Source organism: Pseudomonas siliginis (genome assembly GCF_019145195.1).
Classification (GTDB): Bacteria; Pseudomonadota; Gammaproteobacteria; order Pseudomonadales; family Pseudomonadaceae; genus Aquipseudomonas; species Aquipseudomonas siliginis.
In genome coordinates this window covers 108,578-134,657 of the sequence record NZ_JAHSTW010000010.1, presented here as the reverse complement: position 1 = coordinate 134,657, position 26,080 = coordinate 108,578, and the positions used below count along the sequence as shown (strand labels likewise).

Annotated in this window: 20 protein-coding genes and 1 pseudogene; 9 read left to right on the top strand and 12 right to left on the bottom strand. The window is 60.6% G+C overall.

Annotation, left to right across the window (positions count from 1 at the left end):
• From KVG87_RS20125 to KVG87_RS20115, 3 genes are all read left to right on the top strand, one after another.
• Complete coding sequence (locus KVG87_RS20125; protein ID WP_197890304.1) at window positions 1-567, top strand: RNA polymerase sigma factor; 567 nt, start codon at window positions 1-3, stop codon at window positions 565-567.
• Window positions 564-1,553: a FecR family protein gene (locus KVG87_RS20120; RefSeq protein ID WP_217852267.1), complete on the top strand. Its 990-nt coding sequence runs from the start codon at window positions 564-566 to the stop codon at window positions 1,551-1,553. The genes KVG87_RS20125 and KVG87_RS20120 overlap by 4 nt, the downstream gene beginning before the upstream one ends.
• Before the next feature lie 212 nt (window positions 1,554-1,765).
• Entirely contained in the window at window positions 1,766-4,195 is a 2,430-nt protein-coding gene (locus KVG87_RS20115; protein WP_217852265.1) for a TonB-dependent siderophore receptor, read from the top strand.
• Window positions 4,196-4,311: 116 nt separating this feature from the next.
• On the opposite strand, the gene KVG87_RS20110 is transcribed toward KVG87_RS20115, so the two are convergent.
• Entirely contained in the window at window positions 4,312-5,187 is an 876-nt protein-coding gene (locus KVG87_RS20110; RefSeq protein ID WP_076565934.1) for a helix-turn-helix domain-containing protein, read from the bottom strand.
• Window positions 5,188-5,327: 140 nt separating this feature from the next.
• Between KVG87_RS20110 and KVG87_RS20105 the strand changes: the two genes are divergently transcribed.
• A complete protein-coding gene (locus KVG87_RS20105; protein ID WP_217852262.1) occupies window positions 5,328-6,230 on the top strand; it encodes a DMT family transporter in 903 nt (300 codons plus the stop codon).
• A gap of 18 nt (window positions 6,231-6,248) precedes the next feature.
• Here KVG87_RS20105 and KVG87_RS20100 read toward each other — a convergent pair whose 3' ends face one another.
• The 4 genes and pseudogenes from KVG87_RS20100 to KVG87_RS20090 all read right to left on the bottom strand — a co-directional run bounded on the left by KVG87_RS20100 (window position 6,249) and on the right by KVG87_RS20090 (window position 9,957).
• Window positions 6,249-6,758: a DUF2165 family protein gene (locus KVG87_RS20100; protein ID WP_217852260.1), complete on the bottom strand. Its 510-nt coding sequence runs from the start codon at window positions 6,756-6,758 to the stop codon at window positions 6,249-6,251.
• Window positions 6,759-6,898: 140 nt separating this feature from the next.
• Window positions 6,899-7,873, bottom strand: a complete 975-nt coding sequence (locus KVG87_RS20095; protein ID WP_217852258.1) for a 2-hydroxyacid dehydrogenase — start codon at window positions 7,871-7,873, stop codon at window positions 6,899-6,901.
• Window positions 7,874-8,867: 994 nt separating this feature from the next.
• Window positions 8,868-8,975, bottom strand: a pseudogene (locus KVG87_RS26305) (DUF6124 family protein); the annotation flags it as partial.
• A 13-nt stretch (window positions 8,976-8,988) separates the two neighbouring features.
• Window positions 8,989-9,957: a LysR family transcriptional regulator gene (locus KVG87_RS20090; protein ID WP_024011667.1), complete on the bottom strand. Its 969-nt coding sequence runs from the start codon at window positions 9,955-9,957 to the stop codon at window positions 8,989-8,991.
• Window positions 9,958-10,232: 275 nt separating this feature from the next.
• Between KVG87_RS20090 and KVG87_RS20085 the strand changes: the two genes are divergently transcribed.
• The 4 genes from KVG87_RS20085 (at window position 10,233) to KVG87_RS20070 (ending at window position 15,131) form a co-directional block, all read left to right on the top strand.
• Window positions 10,233-11,732, top strand: coding sequence for an efflux transporter outer membrane subunit (locus KVG87_RS20085; RefSeq protein WP_217852256.1), 1,500 nt, complete (start codon window positions 10,233-10,235; stop codon window positions 11,730-11,732).
• 139 nt (window positions 11,733-11,871) lie between these two features.
• Window positions 11,872-14,064, top strand: a complete 2,193-nt coding sequence (locus KVG87_RS20080; RefSeq protein ID WP_217852253.1) for an FUSC family protein — start codon at window positions 11,872-11,874, stop codon at window positions 14,062-14,064.
• On the top strand, window positions 14,054-14,254 hold the full coding sequence (locus tag KVG87_RS20075) for a DUF1656 domain-containing protein (RefSeq protein WP_016771611.1): 201 nt from the start codon (window positions 14,054-14,056) through the stop codon (window positions 14,252-14,254). Before KVG87_RS20080 ends, KVG87_RS20075 begins: the two co-directional genes overlap by 11 nt.
• A gap of 10 nt (window positions 14,255-14,264) precedes the next feature.
• The gene (locus KVG87_RS20070; protein ID WP_076565950.1) at window positions 14,265-15,131 is read left to right on the top strand and encodes an efflux RND transporter periplasmic adaptor subunit; all 867 of its coding nucleotides are present in this window, start codon (window positions 14,265-14,267) and stop codon (window positions 15,129-15,131) included.
• Between the two features lie 45 nt (window positions 15,132-15,176).
• On the opposite strand, the gene KVG87_RS20065 is transcribed toward KVG87_RS20070, so the two are convergent.
• The 3 genes from KVG87_RS20065 to KVG87_RS20055 form a co-directional block, all read right to left on the bottom strand.
• Entirely contained in the window at window positions 15,177-16,472 is a 1,296-nt protein-coding gene (locus tag KVG87_RS20065; RefSeq protein WP_217852251.1) for a hypothetical protein, read from the bottom strand.
• Window positions 16,473-16,633: 161 nt separating this feature from the next.
• Entirely contained in the window at window positions 16,634-17,458 is an 825-nt protein-coding gene (locus tag KVG87_RS20060) for an SDR family oxidoreductase (RefSeq protein ID WP_217852249.1), read from the bottom strand.
• A 35-nt stretch (window positions 17,459-17,493) separates the two neighbouring features.
• Window positions 17,494-17,958 (bottom strand): hypothetical protein, encoded by a 465-nt coding sequence (locus KVG87_RS20055; RefSeq protein WP_056783040.1) that lies wholly within the window; start codon window positions 17,956-17,958, stop codon window positions 17,494-17,496.
• Window positions 17,959-18,128: 170 nt separating this feature from the next.
• Between KVG87_RS20055 and KVG87_RS20050 the strand changes: the two genes are divergently transcribed.
• Window positions 18,129-20,873, top strand: coding sequence for an RHS repeat domain-containing protein (locus KVG87_RS20050; RefSeq protein ID WP_217852247.1), 2,745 nt, complete (start codon window positions 18,129-18,131; stop codon window positions 20,871-20,873).
• Between the two features lie 78 nt (window positions 20,874-20,951).
• On the opposite strand, the gene KVG87_RS20045 is transcribed toward KVG87_RS20050, so the two are convergent.
• The 4 genes from KVG87_RS20045 to KVG87_RS20030 form a co-directional block, all read right to left on the bottom strand.
• A complete protein-coding gene (locus tag KVG87_RS20045; RefSeq protein WP_024011673.1) occupies window positions 20,952-22,403 on the bottom strand; it encodes a mannose-1-phosphate guanylyltransferase/mannose-6-phosphate isomerase in 1,452 nt (483 codons plus the stop codon).
• Between the two features lie 102 nt (window positions 22,404-22,505).
• The gene (locus KVG87_RS20040; protein WP_016771605.1) at window positions 22,506-23,162 is read right to left on the bottom strand and encodes an alginate O-acetyltransferase AlgF; all 657 of its coding nucleotides are present in this window, start codon (window positions 23,160-23,162) and stop codon (window positions 22,506-22,508) included.
• A 14-nt stretch (window positions 23,163-23,176) separates the two neighbouring features.
• A complete protein-coding gene (locus KVG87_RS20035) occupies window positions 23,177-24,349 on the bottom strand; it encodes an alginate O-acetyltransferase (protein ID WP_130900382.1) in 1,173 nt (390 codons plus the stop codon).
• A 10-nt stretch (window positions 24,350-24,359) separates the two neighbouring features.
• On the bottom strand, window positions 24,360-25,925 hold the full coding sequence (locus KVG87_RS20030) for an MBOAT family O-acyltransferase (protein ID WP_024011674.1): 1,566 nt from the start codon (window positions 25,923-25,925) through the stop codon (window positions 24,360-24,362).
• Between the last annotated feature and the right edge of the window lie 155 nt (window positions 25,926-26,080).

Genomic DNA, 26,080 nt, shown 5'->3' with positions numbered 1-26,080 from the left:
GTGCTGATCGGTCTGCCACCGGAATCGCGTGACGATGAAGCGCGTGGCGCGCGTGCGCATTTTCTTCAGGTGTTTCTGTCCCAGCGTGCGCAAATGGAGGCGCTGGTGAATCGGCGCGTCGGTTGTCGGGCGACCGCGGCGGATCTGGTCCAGGATCTGTTTTTGCGCTTCTGGCGGCGGCCGCTGGTCCAGGTCGAAGAGCTCAGCACTTATCTGCTGCGCTGCGCCGGCAACATCGCCATCGATCATTTGCGCAGTGAAGGCACGCGCACGCGGGTCAACGAAGGCTGGCAGCCGGACGAACCCGACAGCTACGGCAGTGAGCCTCAAGCCGCGCTGGAAGCGGGCAACGATCTGCGCCATGTCGAAGCCGCGTTGCGCGCCTTGCCCGAGCGTACCCGGCAGATTTTTCTGCTCAATCGCATTCATGGGCGCAAGTACGCCGACATCGCCAAGGCCATGGGCCTGTCCCAAAGTGCCGTGGAAAAACATATGATGCGCGCCCTCGAGGCCTGCAAGGCCAGCCTGCGCGACCCCGCGCCACGTCTGCCAGGGAAAGCACCGTGAAGCCATCCAACCCGATCACACCGACGCCGGCCCAGGAGCAGGCCGCGCTGGCCTGGCTGAGCCTGTTGCACGACCGCCCGAGCACTGGCGATCAACTCACCTTCAGCCAATGGCTGCGCGCCGATCCGGCCCATGCCCAAGCGTATGCGCAGGCGCAGGTGATCTGGGAACTCAGCGAAAGCCCCGCGCGCACGCTGGCCGATGAAGATGCGTTCGCGCTGCAAGGTTATCTGCAGGCGATGGACGCCCCGCGTCGTTCGCCGATGTTGCGTTGGTCGGGCGCGCTGGCGCTGGCCGCGTGTCTGCTGCTGATGGTCAGCCTCGGCACGGGGTGGCAGGCGCAGCGCTGGCTCGACGATCTGCGCGCCGATCATGTCTCCACGCCTGGCGAAATTCGTACGGTGACCTTGGCCGATCAATCGCAAGTGACGCTGGATGCCGATAGCGCGATTGCCGTGGATTTCAGTCACGGTCAGCGCCGCGTGAAATTGATCAGAGGTGCTGCTTTCTTCAGCGTCAGCCACACCGGCGACCCGTTTGTGGTGGCGGCGGAGCAGGGCGAAGCGCGGGTGCTCGGCACCCAGTTCGAAGTGCGCCGGCAACCTCATGGCGCGCAAGTGACGGTATTGTCCGGGCGTGTCGCGGTGACGGCGGATGAGCATGGCCAACAACAGATTCTCACTGCCGGGCAGCAGGTCGCTTATGCCGACGGCACGGCGGAAAAACTGCATGGCGTGGACAGTGAAGCGCAACTGGCCTGGCGTCAGGGTTGGCTGACTTACTACAAGACCACGCTGGCCGAAGTTGTCGAGGATCTGCGCCGCTATTACCCGGGGCGGATTGTGCTGCTCAACGATGAGCTGGCGGCGCGCAAGGTCAGCGGCAGCTTTCCGAGCAAGGACCCGCAGGCGGTGCTCAATTCGTTGCAGGGCGTGTTGGGGTTTGAGCAGCATCGGGTGTTGGGGCAGCTGATTATTCTGCGCTGAGGGTGCCGGCCTCTTCGCGAGCAGGCTCGCTGCCACAGGGAACGCATTCCAAAGGTGGGAGCGAGCCTGTTCGCGAAGGCGTCAGCCCAGGCAACAAATCCCCCGCAAAATATTTTCAAATTAAAGGTGAGGTAACCCCGAGCCCCATCCGTGTAGTGACTGAAACTGCGAGCCATTCGCATCCGTTGCGGTTCTACACAGGTCATTGAGCAATGAAGTCCAGGGCAAAATCCGGTTCGGTCAAACAGTGGTTAAGCGTGTCGGCGTTGAGTTTTTCATCATTGGCATTGCTGCCGATGAGTATCGCGCTGGCGGCAGAAGCGGTGAGCAGTCAGGCGCAACAGCAATTCAATTTTGCCCTCGCCGCGAAACCGTTGCCGCAGGCCCTGAGCGACTTCAGCCGCGTGACCGGGCAAAGCGTGGTCTACACCGATGAAGCGCCGTACGGCCTCAATGCTCCGGCAGTCAACGGCCAGATGAGCGCCGAACAGGCCCTACAACGCCTGCTCGGCAATTCCGGCCTGAGCTTTCGCCGCACCGACAGTCATACCCTGGCGCTGGAGCCGATGCCGACCGCAGGCGCGCTCAATCTCGGCGCCACGACCATCACGTCCACGCGCGACGAATCGATGAGTTATCAGCCGCCGGAAACCAGTTCGGTGATGCGCTCATCGGCGTCGCTGCAAGAAATTCCACAGACGGTCAATGTCATCCCGGCGCAGGTCATTCGCGATCAGGCGCCGCGCAATCTCGATGACGCGCTGGCCAATGTCAGCGGCATCACTCAGGGCAACACCTTGGGCAGTACCCAGGACTCGGTGATGACTCGCGGTTTCGGTGACAACCGCAATGGCTCGATCATGCGCGACGGCATGCCGCTGGTGCAGGGCCGTGGCATGAACGCGACCGTGGATCGCGTCGAAGTGCTCAAGGGCCCGGCCTCGTTGCTCTACGGAATTCAGGATCCGGGTGGTGTGGTCAACCTGGTCAGCAAGAAGCCGGAACTGACCCAGTACAACGCCGTGACCGTACGCGGTTCGAGCTACGGTGACGGCAAGAACGGCAGCGGCGGCGCCTTCGACAGCACCGGGGCGCTGGGCGATTCCGGCTTCGCCTATCGCATGGTCGTCGATCATGAAGACGAAGATTACTGGCGCAACTTCGGCACCCATCGCGAGACGCTGATCGCACCGTCGCTGGCCTGGTACGGCGAGCGCACCAAGCTGTTGTTCGCCTACGAGCACCGCGAGTTTCTCACCCCGTTCGACCGTGGCACGCTGATCGATCCGCGCACCAACCATCCGCTGGATATCTCGCGCAAGCAGCGTCTCGACGAGCCGTTCAACGACATGGAAGGGCGCTCGGACCTCTACCATTTCGAGGCCGACCATGAACTCAACGACGACTGGAAAGCCCACTTCGGCTACAGCTGGAACCGCGAAACCTACGACGCCAGCCAAGTCCGCGTGACGGCGATCGACACCAACAAAGGCACACTGACGCGGAGCATGGACGGCACGCAAAACGCGATCAGCACCGATCGTTTCACCACCGCCAGCCTCGAAGGCAAAGTGAATGTGCTGGGCATGCAGCATGATCTGGTGTTCGGCGTCGACGACGAATATCGCAAGATCTACCGCGAGGATCTGATCCGGCAGAAAAGCCTGACCACGTTCAGCTATCTCAACCCGGTGTATGGTCGCGAAGTGATGGGCACTACGGTGAGTGCGCCCGACAGTGCGCAGACCGACAAACTGCGCAGCGATTCGCTGTTCCTGCAGGATTCGATTCACCTCAACGAGCAGTGGATTCTGGTCGCCGGCGGCCGTTTTCAGGAGTACGACCAGTACGCCGGCAAAGGCGTGCCGTTCAAGGCCAATACCGACAGCAATGGCCAGAAGTGGGTACCGCGCGCCGGTGTCGTGTATCGCTACTCCGACGCGCTGTCGTTCTACGGCAGCTACACCGAATCGTTCAAACCCAACTCGACCATCGCCCCGCTGAGCGGCAGCAGTACCGTGCTCGACGGCAGCATCGCGCCTGAGGAAGCCAAGTCGTGGGAGCTGGGTGCGCGGCTGGATATGCCCGGCAGCATCACCGGCAATATTGCGTTGTTCGACATCAAGAAACGCAACGTGCTGGTAGCCAACTCCGAAGGTCCGACGACGATCTACAGCGCCGCTGGCGAGGTGCGTTCACGCGGGCTGGAAGTCGACCTGAGTGGGCAACTCAGCGAGCACTGGAACCTGATCGGCAGCTATGCCTACACCGATGCCGAAGTCACCGAAGACCCGGAATACAAAGGCAAGCGCCTGCAAAACGTAGCGAAGAATTCCGGCTCGCTGTCGGCGGTGTATGACTTCGGCAATGTGTTTGGCGGCGACCAACTGCGTGTCGGGGCGGGCGCGCGCTATGTCGGCGAGCGTGCCGGCAACGCGGTGAATGATTTTGACCTGCCGAGCTATACCGTGGCGGATGCGTTTGCCACTTACGACACGACGGTTGAGGGGCAGAAGGTCAAGTTTCAGTTGAACGTGAAGAACCTGTTTGATCGCACCTATTACACCTCGTCGGCGAGCCGCTTCTTTGTGTCGATGGGGGATTCGCGGCAGGTTTCCTTGTCGAGCACTCTGGAGTTCTGATCCAAAACCGCATCAACGCTCTTCGCGAGCAGGCTCGCTCCCACAGGAGACTGCATTTCAAGGTGGGAGCGAGCCTGCTCGCGAAGGGGCCATCACTGGCGAAAAGGTACGAGTTTCTAACGCAAAAAAGCCTGCCGATACTCGCCCGGCGTCCCACCCAAAACCTGCCTGAACCGATTAGTAAAATGGCTCGCACTGGCAAACCCGCACGCCAGCGCGATCTCGCCCAGCGGCAGCGCCGTGCCGCGCAACAATTCCCGCGCCCGGCTCAAGCGCCGCGCCAGCACATATTGATGCGGCGGCAGGCCGAAGCTCAGGCGAAACATCCGCGCAAAGTGGTATTCCGACAGTGCACACAGCCCGGCCAGTTGCCCGAGGCTGATGGCTTCGCTCAACTGGTTGTCGATGAACTCCACCAGTTGTCGGCGCTGATGTGGCGCCAGTCCGCCCTTCAAGCGCAAGCCCTGTCGTGCTCCCACCTGGCTGAGCAAGGTGTGGCTGATCAATTCGTGGGCTAGGCTGCTGGTCAGCAAGCGCTCTGCCGGCTCTTGCCAGTTCAGGTTCAGTAATTGCCGAAAGCGCTGCGCCTGCTGCGGATCTTCGAGAAAGGTCTGCTCGCGTAATTGCATCTCGCGCGGTTCGCGATCGAGCAAAGTCACGCAACCGAGGGCGAATTGTTCGGCGCTGAAATACAGGTGCGCCAAGCGGATGTCGCCATTGATCACCCAGCCCGATTCGTGATCGGCCGGCAGGATGCACAACTTGTCCGGCCCGCCTTTGCGGCCCGGCTGGCCACGACGGAATGTGCCGGTGCCGCCGGCGACGTAGCACGAAAGCGTGTGATGACTTGGCGCTTCGTATTCCTGGGCATCGTGGTGGTTGGTCCACAAGGCCGCAGACATGCCGTCACCGAGCTCGGCGCTGTGCACAAGGCGTGCATTCGGCGAGCGGTTGAGGGCTTGAAAGACTTGCAGGGTATCGATAGCGGCCATGTTCGGTTCTCTCCAACGCCTTGCATCCTACTCCGTAGACGCCGCCCTGCCAGCCTGCCGCCAGACAAAAGCGCAAGATTGTGCAAGCGTCGAAGGCTGCCCGAGGCAGACACTCAAGGCCTGTTTAAGGAGTGTTGGCCATGAACCTGTCGTTGTACCTGCTGACCGTGCTGATCTGGGGTACCACCTGGATTGCCTTGAAATGGCAATTGGGCGTGGTCGAAATTCCGGTGTCGATTGTCTATCGCTTCGGCCTGGCTGCGTTGGTGTTGTTTGCGTTGTTGCTGCTCAGCCGACGCCTGCAACCGATGAACCGCCGTGGGCATTTGATTTGTGTGGCTCAAGGGTTATGTCTGTTCTGCGTGAACTTCATGTGTTTTCTGACGGCCAGCCAGTGGATACCCAGCGGTCTGGTGGCGGTGGTGTTTTCTACGGCGACGTTGTGGAACGCGCTGAATGCGCGGGTGTTTTTCGGCCAGCGCATTGCGCGCAATGTGTTGCTGGGCGGTGCGTTGGGGCTGTCAGGTCTGGGGCTGTTGTTCTGGCCGGAACTGGCCGGGCATGAGGCCAGTCCGCAAACCCTTCTCGGGCTGGGTCTGGCGTTGTGTGGCACCTTGTGTTTTTCAGCGGGGAATATGCTTTCGAGCCTGCAACAGAAGGCCGGCCTCAGACCGCTGACCACCAACGCCTGGGGCATGGCCTACGGCGCGGCGATGCTGACGGTGTGGTGTCTGTTCAACGGCATACCCTTCACCATGGACTGGTCGCCGCGATATGTCGGTGCGCTGTTCTATCTAGTGATTCCCGGCTCGGTGATCGGCTTCACCGCGTACCTGACGCTGGTCGGGCGCATGGGCCCGGAGCGGGCGGCTTACTGCACGGTGCTGTTCCCGGTGGTGGCCCTGAACGTGTCGGCGTTTGCCGAAGGTTATCAATGGACCGCACCGGCGCTCGTCGGGCTGGTGTTGGTGATGTTGGGCAACGTGCTGGTGTTTCGTAAACCGAAAGTGCTGTTGTCTGCGGCTCAAGGGAAGTTGGCTTGATAAAACGAGCGCTGATAATCAGCGCTCAACTTTCAAAGTGATGTAGATCATCACCGGGAAGATGAAATCGACAATATGCCTTGCCCAGTCCTTGGCATTCCAGGATTGCGAAGTGTCCATGTCGAACCATTCGACACCTACAGTTTGCAGGCACACGTAATAAATGAAGATGGCGACCAATATACCCATGATCGAAAACTTCTTGGCTTCATGGAATACCGCTGGCGATGCATCGATGTAGCGATACAACTGGTAAGTGCCGATCAGGCAGAGCACGGTGTAGATGACTTCCATGGTGATGATGAACCAGTAGATCCGGTGATGGATCATCGGCGAATCGATCGCCCGATACATGATGTTTTCGCTGGCGTTGGTGGTGTCCATGCTCAGGATATGTGCAACGTAAATGTAGTTGGACTCATAGTCAGTGAAGTTATGGATCATCACCAGCAGGCCAAAGAAACTTATATAAGCCATCAAGATGACTTTGCTGTAACGAATGAGTTTGTCGGTGGTCAGGGTGTTCACGGGGTTGGCTCTCCATGGCAATTAATCAATAAGTTGATAAGTTGCGAGAGCTTATATTGCTGTTACTTGGTCTGGCGTTTTTGTTCGGTTGCAAGTTATGTAAGGTGAAGGCCGGCGCCATGTTGCGCCGGCCCTTTTTTTCAGCCGCGCCAGACTTGCGGGTTGACCAGATCCTGCGGCCGTTCACCGAGCAGGGCGCTGCGCAGGTTGGCCAGGGCGCGGTTGGCCATGGCTTCGCGGGTTTCGGTGGTGGCCGATCCGATGTGCGGCAGGGTCACGGCGTTTTTCAACTGGAACAGCGGCGATTCGGCCAGCGGTTCTTTTTCGTAGACGTCCAGCCCGGCGCCGCGGATGCGGTTGTTTTGCAGGGCTTCGATGAGTGCCGGTTCGTCGACCACCGGGCCGCGCGAGATGTTGACCAGGATCGCGCTCGGCTTCATCAGCGCGAGTTCGCGATGGCTGATCAGGTGGCGGGTCTTGTCGCTCAACGGCACTACCAGGCAGACGAAATCGGCTTCGGCCAGCAGCTCATCCAAGCTGCGGAACTGCGCGCCGAGTTCCTGTTCCAGTTCGGTCTTGCGGCTGTTGCCGCTGTAGATGATCGGCATGTTGAAGCCGAAGCGCCCGCGCCGGGCGACAGCGGCGCCGATGTTGCCCATGCCGACGATGCCGAGGGTCTTGCCGTGTACATCACTACCAAACAGCGGGGCGCCGACGCTGGCCTGCCATTGCCCGGCCTTGGTCCAGGCGTCGAGTTCGGCGACGCGGCGGGCGCTGCTCATGATCAGGGCGAAGGCGAGGTCGGCGGTGCTTTCGGTGAGCACGTCGGGGGTGTTGGTGAGCATGATCCCGCGTTCGTTGAAGTAGTCGAGGTCGTAGTTGTCGTAGCCGACCGAGACGCTCGAGACCACTTCGAGTTTTGTTGCGCTTTGCAGTTGTGCGCGGCCGAGTTTGCGGCCGACGCCGATGAGGCCGTGGGCGTGGGGCAGGGCTTCGTTGAACTGGGCGTTGATGTCACCGGTCTTGGGGTCGGGGACGATGACGTCGAATTCTTCTTGCAGGCGTTCGATCATGGGCGGGGTGATGCGGCTGAAGGCCAGGACTGTTTTTTTCATTGGGCTTGGGCTCGTCGGGGCTTGATTGCAAGCACGCTAACATTTTCTCGCTCGGGTTGTCTTGGCGGCCTCTGGGCCGACCAAGTTCTTGGGGTTTTGGGTGAATATCCGTTTCTTCGGGTGTTGCTGATTACGGTTCCGCCCTTACGGCGGGTCACCTTTTTCAAACGCCAAAAAGGTAAACCAAAAGGCTTGCTCCTGCGTTCGGCCCTCGCAGGCTCGGGTCCCTTCGCTGCGGGATCGATCCGGGCGCAGCGGCTCCGGTTTGCTTCGCTGCACCTCCTTCCGCTGTGTCTGGCTGCGCCAGACGGTCGCTGCGCTCCCACGCCCGGATCAATCCCTCCACTCAGCCTTCCGACGTCGCCGGTGGATCAAGATCAAGATCAAGAGCACTCGAGCTTGCGCTCATTGTTGAGTGGGGCGGCTTTGCCGCGGGCAGCTGCGCTGCTTTGCCTTTGCTTTTGTTTTTGCTTTTGTGGGAGCGAGCCTGCTCGCGAAGGCGTCTCCACTGCCAACCCATCTCTGCCAGATTCACCCCGTCCCTGTGGGAGCTGGCTTGCCAGCGAAGGCGGACTGACAGCCAACTCATATCTTGCTGATGTACACGATCCAGAATTGTGGGAGCGAGCCTGCTCGCGAAGGCGTCTCCACTGCCAACCCATCTCTGCCAGATTCACCCCGTCCCTGTGGGAGCTGGCTTGCCAGCGAAGGCGGCCTGACAGCCGACTCATATCTCGCTGATGTACACGATCCAGAATTGTGGGAGCGAGCCTGCTCGCGTAAGCGTCTCCACTGCCAACCCATCTCTGCCAGATTCACCCCGTCTCTGTGGGAGCTGGCTTGCCAGCGAAAGCGGCCTGACAGCCGACTAATATCTCGCTGATGTACACGATCCAGAATTGTGGGAGCGAGCCTGCTCGCGAAAGCGGTTTATCTGACACCCGAATGTTGAATGTGCCGAAGCCTTCGCGAGCAGGCTCGCTCCCACAGAGGTTCAATTGTGTGACGGGGGCTGGTGGATTTCGTAGTTATCCAGCACCCGGTTCACCGCCAGTTCCGCCAGCATGATCACCTGCTGGATGGCCAGTATGGTGTGCCGCTGTCGGTGTTTAAACTCAGGTGGCGACGCGCGCGCCAGCCAGACTCCCGCTCAACTCATACGCGACCAATTCCGCCTGATGCGCCGCCAATATTTCCGGCAACGATCCACGCAAATATTCCACCCAGGTTTTGATCTTCGCATCCAGGTACTGCCGCGACGGGTAGATCGCGTAGAGGTTGAGTTCCTGCGAGCGGTAGTTCGGCATCACGCGCACCAGGGTGCCGTTGCGCAGGCCTTCGATGGCGGCGTAGACCGGCAGCACGCCGACGCCCATGCCGCTGGTGATGGCGGTTTTCATGGCGTCGGCGGAGTTCACCAGGAACGGTGAGCTGTTGATGGTCACTGTTTCCTGGCCGTCCGGGCCGTCGAAGGCCCATTTTTCCAGAGGGATCACCGGGCTGACCAGGCGCAGGCACGCGTGGTTGAGCAGGTCGCTGGGTTTCTGCGCGGCGCCGTTGGCTTTCACGTACGCCGGCGAGGCGCAGACGATGCTGTAGGTGATGCCCAGGCGTTGCGAAACGAAGCCGGAGTCGGGCAGTTCGCTGGCCAGCACGATGGACACGTCGTAGCCCTCGTCGAGCAGGTCCGGCACGCGGTTGGCCAGGGTCAGGTCGAAGGTCACGTCGGGGTGGGTCTTGCGGTAGCGGGCGATGGCGTCGATGACGAAGTGCTGACCGATGCCGGTCATGGTGTGCACTTTCAGCTGGCCGGCGGGGCGCGCGTGGGCGTCGCTGGCTTCCGCTTCGGCTTCTTCGACGTAGGCGAGGATCTGTTCGCAGCGCAGCAGGTAGCGTTTGCCGGCCTCGGTCAGGGCGATGCGCCGGGTCGTGCGATTGAGCAGGCGGGTTTGCAGGTGGGCTTCCAGATTGGAGACCGCGCGCGAGACGTTGGCGGTGGTGGTGTCCAGTTGCACGGCGGCGGCGGTGAAGCTGCCCGCTTCGGCAACACAACTGAAGGCGCGCATGTTTTGCAAAGTGTCCATGGGGTGCTCTCAAGGGAGATGGCAAATTGTGACACGAAGTTTCAGGGGCTGAGACCCCCGACCAAGGGATTATCTCGTTAACCGTAACAAAGATTCACAGAAATCCCAGCTTATCGCCGCAGAGGCAGCTCCATAGAATTGCGCCGATCCTGTGCAGGCGCTGCCGAAGGCTGCGATCTTTTGATTTTGTTTTAAGGGAATCAAGATCAAAAATCGCAGCCTGCGGCAGCTCCTGCACGGTCCTCGATCTATCCCTCTCTCAGGAATTCGCAGCTGTGCCGCGTCGCATCAACAGAGCGCTTTTGCCGCTCAGTGTTCTGGCTTTAACCCTGGCTCTCGGCGGCTGCATCTCTACCCAAGGCATTGCCCCTCACGGCGAGGCACTCGCGGCCGATTCACTGGCCACCGACGCGGCCATTGCCGAGGCCGCCAAAGACGCCCACTGGCCCAGCGCCCAATGGTGGCAGGCGTTTGGTGATGCGCAACTTAATCGCTGGATCGACCTCGCCGTGCAAGGCAGCCCGAGCATGGCCATGGCCGCTGCGCGGGTGCGTCAGGCCAAGGCCATGGCCGGTGTTGCCGAAGCGGCCGAGGCGTTGCAGATCAATGGCGAGTCGACCCTCAAGCGCCACAACTGGCCGACCGATCAGTTCTACGGCCCCGGCGAACTGGCCAATACCACCACATGGGACAACAACGCCGCGCTCGGCTTCAGCTACGCCCTCGACCTCTGGGGCCGCGAGCGCAATGCCAGTGAACGCGCGGTGGATCTGGCCCATGTGAGCGTGGCCGAGGCGCGCCTGGCGCAGCTGGAACTGCAGAACAACATCGTCCGCGCCTACATCGAGCTGTCGCTGCATTACGCCCAGCGCGACATCGTTGCCGCAATGCTCAGGCAGCAACAGCAGATTCTCGATCTGGCGCAGAAGCGTTTGAGCGGTGGCATCGGCACGCATTTCGAAGTCAGCCAGGCCGAAACGCCGTTGCCGGAAACCCATCGCCAACTCGATGCGCTGGACGAGGAAATCGCCCTGAGCCGCAACCAGATTGCTGCGCTGGCCGGCAAGGGGCCGGGCGCTGCTGCGCAACTGCAACGGCCGACGCTGTCCCTCGCGGCGCCGTTGAAATTGCCCTCGGCATTGCCTGCCGAACTGCTCGGCCAGCGTCCGGACGTGGTCGCCAGTCGCTGGCAAGTGGCGGCGCAGGCGCGCGGTATCGATGTCGCTCACGCCGGGTTTTACCCCAATGTAGATCTGGTCGGCAGCCTCGGCTACATGGCCACGGGCGGCGGCGCGCTGGAGTTTCTGACCGGCAAGAAACTCAACTACAACGTCGGCCCGGCGATCTCGTTGCCGATCTTCGACGGCGGCCGACTGCGTGGCGAATTGGGCGAAGCGGCGGCCGGTTATGACATCGCCGTGGCGCACTACAACCAGACTCTGATCAATGCGCTGAAGAACATTTCCGATCAGTTGATCCGCCGCGAGTCGATGGACAAGCAGCAGGACTTCGCTGCCGAATCCGTGGCCGCCGCACAGAAAACCTACGACATCGCGATGATCGCTTATCAACGCGGCCTCACCGATTACCTCAATGTGCTCAATGCGCAGACCTTGCTGTTCAAGCAACAGCAGGTTCAGCAGCAAGTGCAGGCCGCGCGGTTGAGTGCGCATGCCGAGCTGGTGACTGCCTTGGGGGGCGGCCTCGGTGCGGGTAATGACGTGCCGACAGCCGCGCAGACCCAAGCCCCGAAAACCCCGGCGCTGCTGCGGTGAACACAGCATCCATTGTGGGAGCGAGCCTGCTCGCGAAGAGGGCGTATCAGTCAATGAACATGTTGCCTGACACGCCGCTTTCGCGAGCAGGCTCGCTCCCACAGGTTTCGAGTCCGCATTGCATGCCTGAGTATTTTCAATGACCTCCTTGCCCGCCCCCCTGCGCTGGCTCCATTCCCTGGAATGGCGTCGCGGTTTTTTCGACTGGGCACGCAGCGATGGCGTGACCTGGGTGTATATCTTCAAGGTGTTGCTCGCCGCGTTTCTCACGCTATGGCTGGCGATGCGTCTGGAACTACCACAACCGCGCACGGCGATGATCACGGTGTTCATCGTCATGCAGCCGCAGAGCGGTCAGGTGTTCGCCAAGAGTTTCTATCGCTTGCTCGGCACGCTGGCCGGGTCGGCGATGATGGTCACGCTGATCGCTTTGTTCGCGCAGAACACGGAGCTGTTTCTCGGCTCGCTGGCGATCTGGGTCGGCATCTGCTCGGCCGGTGCCGCGCGTTGCCGCAACTTTCGCGCGTATGGTTTTGTCCTTGCCGGTTACACCGCAGCGATGGTCGGTCTGCCGGCGCTGGCGCACCCGGACGGCGCCTTTATGGCGGCGGTGTGGCGGGTCTTGGAGATATCACTGGGGATTCTCTGTTCGACGTTGATCAGCGCGGCGATTCTGCCGCAGACCGCCAGCGCGGCGATGCGCAATGCCTTGTATCAGCGTTTCGGTGTGTTCGCGCTCTTCGTCACCGACGGCTTGCGCGGGCGCAGCAAAGCCGAGGCGTTCGAAGCCAGCAACGTGCGCTTCATTGCTGAAGCCGTGGGCCTGGAAGGGCTGCGCAGCGTGACCGTGTTCGAAGACCCGCACATGCGCCGGCGCAACGGTCGTCTGAGTCGTTTGAACAGCGAGTTCATGGGGGGCACTACGCGCTTCAACGCCTTGCATCAATTGCTCGAACGCCTGCACGGCAATGGCGAAGAGCACGTCGTGGCAGCGATCAAACCGGGCTTGCAGGACCTCGCCGAAGTGCTCGACGGCTTCAGCGGTCGCGCCCTGACCAGCCCCGATGCGGCTCGTTTGGCGACCGCGTTGGCCACCTACAAGGAAGGTCTGCCGGCACGTGTCCGAACCCTGCGCGGAATCTTTCAGGACACTGCTCCGAGCGAAGCCGAACAACTGGATTTCCACACCGCCTATGAATTGCTCTACCGCTTCGTCGATGACCTGCACAGCTATGCGCAGACCCACGCGTCCCTGGCCGATCACCGCCACGAACGCGAACGCTGGGACGAGCCGTTCACCCCGCAAACCAACTGGTGGGCGGCGGCCGCTTCGGGGATTCGCGCCTCGTTCATTCTGATTGTGCTGGGCAGTTACTGGGTCGCCACCGCGTGGCCGAGCGGGGCGACCATGACCCTGATCGCTGCCGCCACCGTCGGCCTTTCCGCCGCCACACCGAACCCGAAACGCATGGCTTTTCAAATGGCCTGCGGGACTTTTCTCGGCGCACTGATCGGCTTCGTCGAGATGTTTTTCATCTTCCCGTTGATCGACGGTTTCCCCTTGCTCTGCGTGATGCTCGCGCCGGTGATCGTGCTCGGTTCGTTCCTCGCCTCGCGGCCGCAATACGCCGGGGTCGGACTGGGCCTGCTGATTTTTTTCAGCACCGGTTCAGTGCCGGACAATCTCACGATCTACAACCCCTACACCTTCATCAACGACTACATCGCCATGGTCATGGGCATGCTCGTGTGTGCGGCGGCGGGGGCGATTATTCTGCCGCCGAACAGTCGCTGGCTGTGGCAGCGCCTGGAGCAGGACTTGCGCGGGCAAGTGGTCTACGCGATCAGCGGCAAACTCAAGGGCCTGGCCTCGCGTTTCGAGAGCCGCACCCGCGATCTGCTGCATCAGGCCTATGGCCTCGCGGCAGGGCAACCGAAGGTGCAGAAGGGTCTGCTGCGCTGGATGTTCGTGGTGCTGGAAGTCGGCCACGCGATCATCGAGTTGCGCAAGGAGCAGGCGATCCTGCCGGTGCACCCGGCGTATGCCGAATCGCAGCCGTGGCGTCAGGCAATCCGCGTGATGGGGCGCGCGTTGGTACGCCTGTTCTTGCAGCCGAACGCCAGCAATCTCGAACGCGCACTGGTGGCGGTCGATCACGCGATCAGCCGCGTCGCCGCCACCGATGAGCCGTTCGCGCCGCACTTCGATACCTCGGCGTTGCGCCGGGTGAAAAGCTACCTGCACTTTATCCGCACCTCGTTGCTCGACCCGCAATCACCCCTGGCCGAATTCGCTCCCGCCAGGCCCGAAGGACTTGCCCATGCCTCGTGAAATCGCCTTCCACGGCGTGTACATGCCGACCATGACCCTGATGTTTTTCATTGCTGCGGGATTGGCCTGGGCAGTTGACCGCTTCCTCTCGGGGTTCGACCTGTACCGCTTTTTCTGGCACCCGGCGTTGCTGCGCCTTAGCCTGTTTACCTGTCTGTTCGGCGCCATGGCGCTGACTGTCTACCGTTGAGAACATCTTGATGAAAAAGTTTTTCAGCCTGCTCGCGACCCTGCTGGTGCTGGCCCTGGCGCTGTGGATCGGCCGTACGCTGTGGGAGCACTACATGAACACGCCGTGGACCCGCGATGGCCGCGTTCGCGCCGACATCATCAACGTTGCCGCCGACGTCACCGGCGAAGTGGTCGAAGTGCCGGTGCGTGACAACCAACTGGTGAAAAAGGGCGATCTGCTGATGCGCATCGACCCCGAGCACTACCGCATTGCGGTCAAGCAGGCGCAGTCACTGGTCGCTTCGCGCAAGTCGACCTGGGAAATGCGCAAGGTCAACGCCCATCGCCGCGCCGACCTCGACAATCTGGTGATCTCCAAGGAAAACCGCGACGACGCCAGCAACATCGCCGACGCCGCGCTGGCCGATTACCAACACGCCCAGGCGCAACTGGAAGCCGCCGAACTCAACCTCAAACGCACCGAAGTGCGTGCGGCGGTGGACGGTTACGTGACCAACCTCAATGTGCATCGCGGCGACTACGCGCGCATCGGCGAGGCGAAGATGGCCGTGGTCGACATGAATTCATTTTGGGTTTACGGCTTTTTCGAGGAAACCAAACTGCCCCACGTCAAAGTAGGTGACCAAGCCGACATGCAATTGATGAGCGGCGAAGTGCTCAAGGGCCATGTCGAAAGCATTTCGCGCGGGATCTACGACCGCGACAACCCGGAAAGCCGCGAACTGATTGCCGACGTGAACCCGACGTTCAACTGGGTGCGGCTGGCGCAGCGCGTGCCGGTGCGGATTCATATTGATGAGGTGCCAGAGGGCGTGTTACTGGCGGCGGGGATTACTTGCACGGTAGTGGTGAAGCAGGACCAGGCAGGCAATTGATCGACCGCGTCGCCCCTGACCAGGGCGACGCGGTGATGCTTCCAGCTACTGGGAAATGTTGTAGCGATACAGACAACCCAGAGGGTTTTCTGGATTGATGTTGAGGGCAACGATCAATTTGCCTGGGTCCTGCTGATAATGAAGCCTGGGGAGAGAGTCGGTGGTCTCCTCGCGATGGATGACGCCACCCGCGTCTGAAAAATCGGAGTTGTAGCCACCGCTACGGGTTTTCACACAGGCAATATAATTGCCCTTCTCGTCTCCACCAGAAACTACGATGTTATCAGCGAAAGGAACATGGTCCGCCCAGTTGACTCGCCTGTCGCTGCCGAGATCTGGTGGGAGTGGCATGACATTCGGATTGCCGAAAACGTCAAAATCGGGCTTACCTTTTTCATCGAAGGCGAACAACATGCCGTATCGCTCACTGACACCGTTGCCCATGTTGGTGTAGCCAGATGCCGTAAATCTATCAGGGGCTCGCTGTCTCACAGTATTGAGTTCGGCACCCATGGAGTTGTACCGGACTACCACAACCCCGGGTCTTTCCGGGAGGCCGAAACTCTCATGGAGCGCGCCACTGTCTGAATTCAACATCACGACGAGACCGTCCGTGTTCACGTCGGGCTCGTATTTTTCGTAGCCTGCAAATAACAAGAGTCCATTGTCGAGCACGCAACCGTCGCTGAGTGAGGTCGATGCATGCGGCATCCCGTGATTTATTTCAACTCGGCCATCTGTGCCGAATGCCTTCACGGGTGCGCCTTGCGCATCGAATTTGTAAAGGTGCGCCCTGAGCACGTCAGGCGTGTGGTAATCAACGCCGACAATAACGCTGCCATCGGGTAGCGCGAAGACGAATGCCGGGCCTTTTTTCGTAAGCCGTTGTGTGTTTGGGGGATCGATGATGACTTGGCCATTCTCGCCAAAGCTGCTCACCCGATTGCCTTTGCTGTCAAGGCAGAGAATCGCAGCGCTAACCTCGTTCGATTCCTCATTGGCTGTGCTGCCTGCCATGAACAGCCGCCCGTCGGCACCTTCTGCAATCGGCCCGCCAGAGGCCTGCTCATTGGCCAGGAACGAACCCGTGACACGCCCTTCGACACCGAACGCCAAGTCTAAGGCACCCAAGTGGTTCAGCTTGGCAACGAAGAAGACGCCGTTATCGAAGGTACTGGTGACCAGCAACGATTTATCGCGCAGCAGCGTCGACCCCGTGAGGGGCCGAGACTTCGTCGGGTCGTCCTGGAATATATCGTCAAGTTGAAGTTTGCCTTGGCCGCTTCCCCATGTAGCGTCGATTGTCGCCCTGATGTTCGCGGCCTTCTTTGCGATTGCCATATACGTCCCTGCGCGGTTGTCGTGAGGTCGGTTTACTCGTCGGGCGCTAACACGGACTCGACACTGTTCACCTGGCTTGAACTCACGATAGGCCTTCGTTCAGAGGGCGCCTACTGTCAACTCTGACAGGTCTGGCTACCGCTGGTCGCAACGACTGGGGATCAGAGCTTGGCGCGCAACCCGAACCGCTTCATCAACGTCGATTCCAGCAAACCCTTCGGCAACAACGCCGCCAACAACGGCAACGCCCGGCTGCCGTTGCCGATGCGAACCAGCCGTGGCGGCTTGCTCTGCCGCACCGCTTTCAACAACTCAGCCGCAAACTCACTGGCCGGGGTTGGCTTGTCCTGCGACGCCTTGGCCCGTGCGCGAATGCCTTCACGCAGGGGAAACCACGGCGATTGCTCGTTGATCAACTGCTCGGCTTCATGTCCGGCATTCTTCGCAAAGCTCGATTCGATCGCACCGGGCTGAACTTCCATCACACGGATGCCAAACGGTGCCAGCTCCATGCGCAACGCGTCGCTAAGCGCATGTACCGCCGCTTTTGAAGCGCAGTAGGCGCCGGCAAATGGTGTGACCAGCACACCCGACACACTGCCGATATTCACCACCAACCCCTTGGCCGGACGCAGCAGCGGGAACAACGCGCGGGTGACGCCGACAATCGAAAATACGTTGGTTTCGAACTGGCGCTGCATCGCCTGCACGCCGCCGTCGAGCAGCGGCCCCATCGCGCCGTAACCGGCGTTGTTGATCAGTACATCAAGACTGCCGTGTTGCTGGCTCAGACGCTCGGCGAGTTGTTCCAGCGCGGCGCCATCGTTGACGTCCAGCTCGACAGCGGTGAAACCGGCAGCGCTCAGCGCGCTGACATCTTCAGCCTTGCGCGCACTGGCCCAGACTTCGTAGCCTGCCGCTTTGAACGCGTCGGCGAGGGCGCGGCCGATGCCGCTTGAACAACCGGTAATCAACGCAACGGGCATGGCGCATTCCTTGTGCAAACAGTCGGAGGAGGGGATCAGTCAGAGAAACTACCCTGCAAATGCTCGGCGCGAAACTCCAGTGTTTGCGGACGATAGCCGGGGCGCAGCGGCGGCAGTGGCAAGCAGTCTTCCCAGGTCGCGCCGGCCTGCAATTCGCCGGGGCCGCGATAGCGTGGGGCAGTGTATTGATTGTCGGCCAGGTTGACCGTATCGCCCGGCGCATAAGCGGCGATGCGCCAGCGCAGCTCGGTCAGCGGCACATTGTTGCCATTGTTCATTTTCAATTGCAGTGGACGGTCGGCCGGGCATTGCTCGGGAGCGTAGGCAATGCGCAGTTCCAGGCGCGCCAGTTGCTTGATCTCGCGGTTGTCCAGCCACACCACCCACATGGCCACGAAACCCAGGCCAATCGCAGCGGCTACCGAAACCGGCAAGGCCTTGGCCGGGTAGCGCAGCAGCAGGATCAGCCAGGTAATGACCAGCAGGATGCCGATGAACATGCGTGAGCGCTCCGTGGGTGAGTGAGCCCCATCCTACCGAAGGCTTGGCGCAATGGGTATTCGGGACGAGTTTGATCGCACCGTTGGTCGGGACTGTAATTTCTGACAGTAGGAATGCGGTTCCGCGCTTGCTCTCATGAGCCAAGGGCACACTGGGACGTTGACGCATTATGGGCATCCACAGCAATACGCCAACGCTTGCCGTGAACGATCCGCGCGGGTTGGCCATCCTCAACGTCAACTACTGGCGCGCCGATGCGGCGCTGGCAAGCGAGCCCCGGATCGAGCGGACGTTGCGCGACAACGCCGGCCGTGCAGTCAAACAATGGGATGCGCGATTGTGGGCGTTGCAGGCGATTGATCCACAGGCGCCCGCCAGCCTCACCACTGTCCATGCCTTGACCGATATCGCGCTGCGCTCGGACAGTACCGATGCGGGAGTCCAGGTCCAGTTGCCGGGTTTGGCCGGCCAGACGCTGTGCAACTGGGACAGCCGTGGCACATGCCGTGAAATTGCATACGATGACTTGTTGCGACCTGTCGCGGTGTTCGAGGAAGGCACCGGCGTACCTCGCCGTTGTTCCGAGCGACTTGCCTATGGCCGCCCCGGCGCGGGCGATCCGCTGCGCAATCAGCTCGGTCAAGTGATTCGTCATGACGATCCCGGTGGCAGTGTTCTGTTCTCGCAGTTTGCAATCACCGGGCAGTGCAGTGAAAACATCCGTCACTTCACGCTTGAGCCGGTTGCCGCGGATTGGCCAGAGGCGATCGCCGATCGACAGAAGTTGCTCGAACCCCAAGGGGCAACCACACAATGGCGCTACGCCCCGCTGGGACCTGTGCTCGAACAGTTCGATGCCGGTGGCAATCGGCAGGCCTTCGCACTGACTCTCCACGGCCAGTTACGTGCAGTTGAAATACGGCTCAAACTTCAGACGCAGAACCATTCGGTCGTCAGTGATATTCGCTACGACGCTTACGGACAAGTCACTCATGAACTGGCAGGCAACGGCGTGCTGACTACGCTGAGCTACCGTCCCGAAGACGGCCGTCTGCTCACTCGCCATGCTCGGGACAATCTGGGCAATGTGCTGCAGCATCTGATCTACGCCTACGACCCGATGGGCAATGTAACGAGTATCGAAGACCAGGCATTGCCCGTGCGCTGGTTCGCCAACCAGCGCATCGAACCGGTCAGTCGTTACCGCTATGACAGCCTTTATCAGTTGTCCCATGCCACTGGCTGGGAGGCCGGCGTTGGCGGCGGCGGGCCGACCGCTGTTGCCAACTACAGCCAGAATTATCGTTATGACGCCGGCGGCAATTTGCGCGAGCTGACTCACGTCGGCCAACAGAGTCCAGGTCATCAACTGCAGGCCGCACGCTATAGCAATCGGTGTTTGCCGTGGCACGACGGTAAGCCGCCCTCTGAAGCAGAGATCGCGGAAGCTTTCGATTCGCGGGGTAATTTGTTGTTGCTGGATCAGGGGCGCCGGTTGCAGTGGAATCTGCGTTGCCAGCTGGACTCGGTCGTGGTCGTCTCACGCCGATCAGATGCCGATGATCGTGAAAGCTATCTCTACGACGGCGCCGGTCAGCGGGTATGCAAGACGCGTTCGTCACGGGCCTCTGCACGCAGTCTTCTTGCCCAGGTGCGTTATCTGCCAGCGCTGGAATTACGCACCGATACCGGCACCGGTGAGAGCCTGCAGGTGATCATCGTGCGGACCGGACTCAGTATCGTACGCGTCCTGCATTGGCAAAGCGCACCGCCGACCGGCCTCAATAATCTCTACCGATACAGTTTCAATGATCATCTGGGCTCAATCAGTCTTGAGCTGGACGCGGATGCGCAACTGATCAGCCGCGAGCATTTTTATCCATTCGGTGCAACGGCGTGGGCCGAAGAACCCGACGTCAGCTACAAGACCGCGCGGTATTCGGCAAAGGAACGTGACGCCACGGGACTTTACTATTACGGGTTTCGCTATTACGTGCCGTGGCTGCAACGCTGGCTGAACAGCGATCCTGGCGGAGCGATCGACGGCCATAATCGCTATCGCGCGCTGCGCAATAACCCAATGACCTACAGGGACAGCGACGGGCGCAAGCCCGACAAGCCCGACAAGCCTGCTGGCGATCGGGTGTATCACGATCTTGCCGACAAAAAACTGGTCCATCCCACGCAAGCCGCCGGCATGCAGCCCGTGCGCCGTTACTTCGAGAATGACCCAAATCCCGACGTCCAGGCCTACCGCCGCGAAATACCGGTAGCGCTGGCAGAGCTGGGAGCCCGGGACAACTCCGTGCTCAACACACATCAGGCACATGTCATTGCCGCCGTCCGGACGCACACCGCGCCACCTTCGGGGGCCGTGCTGTACCACTCCGGTGAATTCGTTTCTTCGACAATGAATCGGGTGTTGGGGGAGGAGACCACCAGCCGGATCATGGGACCCATGTCCGTTGCGTTCAACAGCCCTGTCGAAGAACCGCAAGTGCTTGCAGCCAGGCGCGGTGCCGTGGCCAAAGGCTTCCAGATCGGCGGAAATCTGCTGATGCACGCCGCTAACCCCGCAGCTCAGTTGGTGGGCTCACTGAGTGTGGCAATGGGCAATGCCATGCAGGTTTCCGAGGCTCAGACGCGGATCCAGTACAAACTGCTCAGCACACCCGTTGCCGTGCCTCTTGCCATCTCATCGAACAGTCCGGCGGTCGACTTGCAGTCCTTCAATCGATCGACCCGGCGGCAGCCGTTGTTCGCAGAACCGGAATCAACGCCCACACCGTTGGCGCAGCAACTGTTTGCAGCCGCGTTTACACAAGGTCCCGCGGGGCTGGCGCAGGCGACGGAAGGCGAGTCGGTCGATGAAGATTCACCACTGGCGAGACGCCGCAATTCAGTCTTCGGCTAGACAAAAAAGCCCCCGCCCAGCCCGCTGCGGATAGGGAACGCAACGGGCTGGACGAGGGCTTCTTGTTTCAGCAGGCGATTACTGCGCGATGGTTTTCACCGACACGCCGCGTTCGATCGGGGTGGAGCGGCCGTAGATATCTTCGAAACGCTCGATATCGTCTTCACCCAGGTACGAACCCGACTGCACTTCGATGATTTCCAGCGGGATCTTGCCCGGGTTGCGCAGGCGGTGCACCGAGGCGATCGGGATGTAAGTCGACTGGTTTTCGGTGAGCAGGAACACGTTTTCGTCGCAGGTCACTTCGGCGGTGCCGCTGACCACGATCCAGTGTTCGGCGCGGTGGTGGTGCATCTGCAGCGACAGGCACGCGCCCGGCTTGACCGAGATGTGCTTGACCTGGAAGCGCCCGCCCATGTCCACCGAGTCGTACGAGCCCCACGGACGATAGACTTCGCAGTGGTTCTGGGTTTCGCTGCGGCCCTGGGCGTTGAGGGTGTTGACCATCTGCTTGACGCCCTGGACCTTGTCCTTGTGGGCAATCATCATCGCGTCCTTGGTTTCGACCACGACGATGTTTTCCAGACCGATCACCGAGACCAGTTTGCCGTTGCCGTGGATCATGCAGTTCTTGCTGTCCTGGATGACCACATCGCCTTTGCTGACGTTGCCGTTGGCGTCTTTCTCGTTGACTTCCCACAGCGACGACCAGCAGCCGACATCGCTCCAGCCGGCGGTCAGCGGCACCACGCAGGCGCGCTGGGTTTTTTCCATCACCGAGTAGTCGATGGAGTTGTCCGGGCAGCAGGCGAAGGTGGCTTCGTCGAAGGTGATGGTGTCAGCGTCCTGCTGGCTGCGCTCAAGGGTCAGCAGGCAGGTGTCGTAGATGTCCGGATCGTGCTTTTTCAGTTCTTCGAGGAAGCGGCTGGCACGGAACAGGAACATGCCGCTGTTCCAGTAGTAACCGCCGGATTCGACGTACTCGGTGGCTCGCTTCACATCCGGTTTTTCGACGAAGTGCGAGACGCGGCTGACGCCTTCGGGCAGCAGCGAATCAGCAGTGGATTTGATGTAGCCGTAGCCGGTTTCCGGTTTGGTTGCCGGCACGCCGAACAGCACCATTTCGCCGTTTTCCGCCGCGACGGTGGCCAGAGCGAGGGCGCGTTGCAGCGCTTTCTGGTCTTCCAGCACGTGGTCGGCCGGCAGCACCAGCATCAGTTCGTCACGACCTTCATTGACCAGCATCATCGCGGTCAATGCTACGGCCGGCGACGTGTTGCGGCCGAACGGTTCCATCAGGATGCGCTGGCATTCCAGATTGCGTGCGGCCAGTTGCTCGTTGACGATGAAACGGTGTTCCTTGTTGCAGACCACGATTGGCGTGTCCATGCCTTCGAACACCAGGCGCTCGAGGGTTTGCTGGAACAGTGTGTGTTCGCCGGTCAGAGCGAGGAATTGTTTAGGGAACTGCTTACGCGAAAGAGGCCACAGACGCGAACCGCTACCACCTGACAAGATCACCGGAATCATAATGTTTACTCCATAAAATGCAGTTGAGAGCTGCAAGCTGCAAGTGGTGAGTTAGAAGCACTTCACTTGCAGCTTGAAGCTAGTAGCTGATAGCTCGAGCGATTAGCGAGTCGACACCGGGCGTTTCACCCAGACTGGCGACAGGTTGCTGCCGTTGCCGGTGACGTACAGCACGGCTGCCTCACCACGCTCCAGAGCGACCGGTTTCACGTCGCCGACTTTCTTGTCGCCTTCGTACAGTGCCAGGCTGACTTTCACCGGGTTGATTTCACGTTCGCCACGGCCCTTGGCTGCCACGTTCGGCACCACTTCGGTCTTGCCGTCGGCGGTCTTCAGGGTCAGTGGTTTGTCGCTGAGGTTCTGTACACGAACCAGGGATTTCTGCTTGTTCTTGAACGGCGGCTCTTCGATCAGTTGTGGCGCGCCGGAAGCGTTGTTGACCAGGGTGTAGTAGTGGTCACCAGCGAGTTTGACCGGCAGGGTCTGGCTACCGACCTTGGCGCTGTAATCGCCGCCCGGCATGAAGCTGAAGTCGCTGCTGGCCAGTGGCGCGATATCGCTCAGGTTGGTGCTGCCGACAGTCGCGCTGACTTCAGCGTTGCTGGCGTTGTAGACACGCACGAAGGTCGAGCCTTTCGGAGCGGTCGGGCCGTACAGCGCGGCGTCGCCGCCGGCGAAGGCTGGGACGGAAAGTACGCTGAGGCCAGCAACCAGTGCGAAGCTTTTAGCGAGACGACGAGGAGTAGTAGTGAAAGTCATGGTGTACCTCTCTTTCAGTTTTGCGCCCGATCGGGCGTCTCGGATTTAGTGTTGATGGCTACGTTTTGTTGGCGGGCGCCGGCTTGTTTGAGCTCTGCGACCCACTGCGGGTCGGCGTCGCCGATTTCGTTGTTCACAGGCAGATATCGTTCAGGAAACTCCCAGATCAGCACTTGTGGCGGGCTGTTCTTGAAGTCATCGCTTTTCAGGTAGCTGAGCATCGGCAGAATCGGGCCATGGCCGTCTTCGGCGTAATTGACGACGTCGCTGTGCAGCGCTTGCTTGAGCGCACCGACGAAGTTCCAGTTGGGGTTGGCGCTGTAGCTGGTGCCGATCAGCGCGACCGGTACTTCGCTGTTGGCGAACAGGGCGTCGTCACCGGCAGGTTGTTCGGCGGCCACGGTGTTGCGTTTGAGCAGTGGCTCAGGCGCCGGCATCATGTTTTCGAACAGCGGATCGAGCGGCAGGAACAGACGCAGATCGCCCTTGTGCGTGACCTTCTCTGCTGGCGTGGTAACGAAGCGCTGTGGCTCGCCGCTCAGCGGGAATTTCTCGGCAATGGTTTTCGCCAGCGTGTTGGCGGCGATCTCGGCGCCCTCCGGCGTCCAGTGGGTGTCGGTGCGCAGGAACACTTGCTCACCGTTCTGCTTGGCCTGTTGCAGCGGGCCGAGCAGGTCAGGGGCGAGGATCTTGTCGGCCGCGACACGGGCGTGGAAATCCTGATACAGGTTCTGGTGAATGCTCGAAGGCTTCACTTCATCCAGATGCTCTGGATACAGACGCACCTTGGCCGGCACGATCGCCATCACCAGTTTCACGCCTTTCTCTTTCAGGGTCTGGCGCACGCCTTCGACCAGCGCGTAGTTGCCTTGCAGGTTCTGCTGTTCGTTGACGATCGGGTTGAATTCTTCATCGCTGTACAACCACTGGTCGCGGCCGAGCACGACGCCCGGACGACCTTCGTTGAACAGTTTGAAATCCAGCGCGGCCCAGAGGTTGGTGCCCAGACGCTTGATCGGGAATTCATCGTCGTAGTGGGTTTCCACCGCCTTGGTCCAGCGGCCATTGAGCACCGTCGCGTCGGCGTTGGTACTGAAGCCGAAGAAGCTGCGAATCGACCACAGACCGAGGACCAACAGCGTCACCAGGAACAGGGCGATGTAGAAGATGCGTAATGAGCGGGTCATGTCAGATCCCTCAGAACTGGAAGTAAAGGAACGGCGAGAAGCTTTGCGCCGAGAGTTTGAGAATCGAGGCGATGAACAGCAGCAGGATCAGTCCGCGCATCACATAGCGCGACCAGTCGGCGGTCCAGTAGGCCGGTTGCACCTGGGCTTCGACGCCAACGGTGTAGCCAGGTTCGTGGATGCTCGCCGGATTTTCCCCAGGCGCTGCCTTGATCATTCCCGGCGTCGCCGTGGCAGGGCCATCGGCCTCGACGTTGACTTCAGGTTTGGTCTTGGCTGGCGGCTGATTGGTGTACAGATCACGCAGGCCGAAGAACGCCAGGGTCACGTAAGCCACCACCAGGGTTGCCACTTGCAGACCGGTGAGGCTGGCCTGATTGAGTTCCGACAGCGACCAGTCGCCGAAGCTGAACATTGCTCCGTACATGCGCCCGGCAACGTGCAGGTTCTCGGCACGGAAGATCACCCAGCCCATTACTACCAGCAGGAAAGTCAGTGCCCAGCGGATCGGGTTGAGGCTGCGCGGCGAAGTGTTCAGGCCGAGCATTTTTTCGATCGCCAGCCACATGCCGTGCCAGGCGCCCCAGATGATGTAAGTGATGTTCGCGCCGTGCCACAGACCACCGAGCAGCATGGTCAGGAACAGGTTGCGATAGGTCATCAGCGTGCCTTTACGGTTACCGCCGAGGGTGATGTACAGGTAGTCACGCAGCCAGGTCGACAGGCTGATGTGCCAGCGGCGCCAGAACTCGGTGATCGACTGGCTGATGTACGGCTGCTTGAAGTTTTCCATGAAGCGGAAACCCATCATCAAGCCCAGACCGATGGCCATGTCGCTGTAACCGGAGAAATCGAAATACAGCTGTGCGGTGTACGCCAGTGCGCCGAGCCAGGCGTCACCCGTGGTCGGGTTCTGCAGGGCGAAGCAATGGTCGGCGACCACGGCGAGGGTGTCGGCAATAAAGACTTTCTTGATGAAACCCTGCATGAACCGCGTGCAGCCCTCGGAGAATTTGTCGAGGGTGTGCGTGCGGTTGTTGAACTGATCGGCGAGGTCGCGAAAACGCAGGACCGGGCCGGCAATCAGGTGCGGGAAGATCGCCACGAATGCTGCGAAGTCGATCAGGTTGCGCGTGGCCGGAGTGTCGCCACGGTACACGTCGATGATGTAGCTGATCGATTCGAAGATGTAGAACGAAATACCGATCGGCAGCAGCACGTGGGTGAGGATGAACGGCTCGAGACCGAACGAAGTCATGATCTCGTTGATGCTGTCGACACCGAAGTTGGCGTACTTGAAGTAGCCCAGGATGCACAGGTCGACGGCCACGCCGAGCAGCAGCCAGCGCTGCGCCGGTTTGGTTCGTACGCCGGCGGCACCGACCTTCAGGCCGATCCAGTAGTTCCACAGCGTGACCGCTGCGAACAGCGCGAGGAAGTCCACCCGCCACCAGGCGTAGAACACGTAGCTGGCGATCAGCAGCAGCAGGTTGCGATAGCGTTGCCCGCTCAGGTAGTACAAGCCGAGAAAGATCGGCAAGAACAGAAACAGGAACACGTTGGATGAAAATACCATCCCGATCTCTCCATGTTTGAACCAACAGTCAAGGGCCAAAGCCCCCCCAAACCCCCCCACGTAAAACCGGAGGGTCAACTCAAAAATCTCAAACCTGACACCGGCACCCGTGGGAGCGAGCCTGCTCGCGAAAGCGTCGTGTCAGTCGACATCAC